At 61.2% G+C, this 250-nt stretch carries 1 pseudogene; it reads left to right on the top strand.

Annotated features, from left to right (window positions below):
* Nucleotides 1-250: pseudogene (locus EOB49_RS35610) on the top strand (gfo/Idh/MocA family oxidoreductase); the annotation flags it as partial.

A 250-nucleotide genomic window follows, 5' to 3' on the forward strand; every position in this document is an offset into this window, starting at 1 on the left:
CTCGTCGACACGGCGCGTTTCCTGTGCGGCGATATCGTCGCCGTACGCGCCCGTCTCAATGAGAAATTCGGCGCCTATTGCTGGTTCGTCGAGACCGAGTTCGCCAGCGGCGCGCTCGGCCATCTCGACCTGACGGTTGCCGTCCGCATGGACTGGCACGAAGGGTTTCAGCTTTATGGCGAGAACGGCTCCGTCATCGCGAAAACCTTCAACCCCTGGTACTTCCGCGCCAGCGAGGTCGAAATCTTTC

The organism is Mesorhizobium sp. M7A.F.Ca.MR.148.00.0.0 (genome assembly GCF_003997735.1).
Classification (GTDB): domain Bacteria; phylum Pseudomonadota; class Alphaproteobacteria; order Rhizobiales; family Rhizobiaceae; genus Mesorhizobium.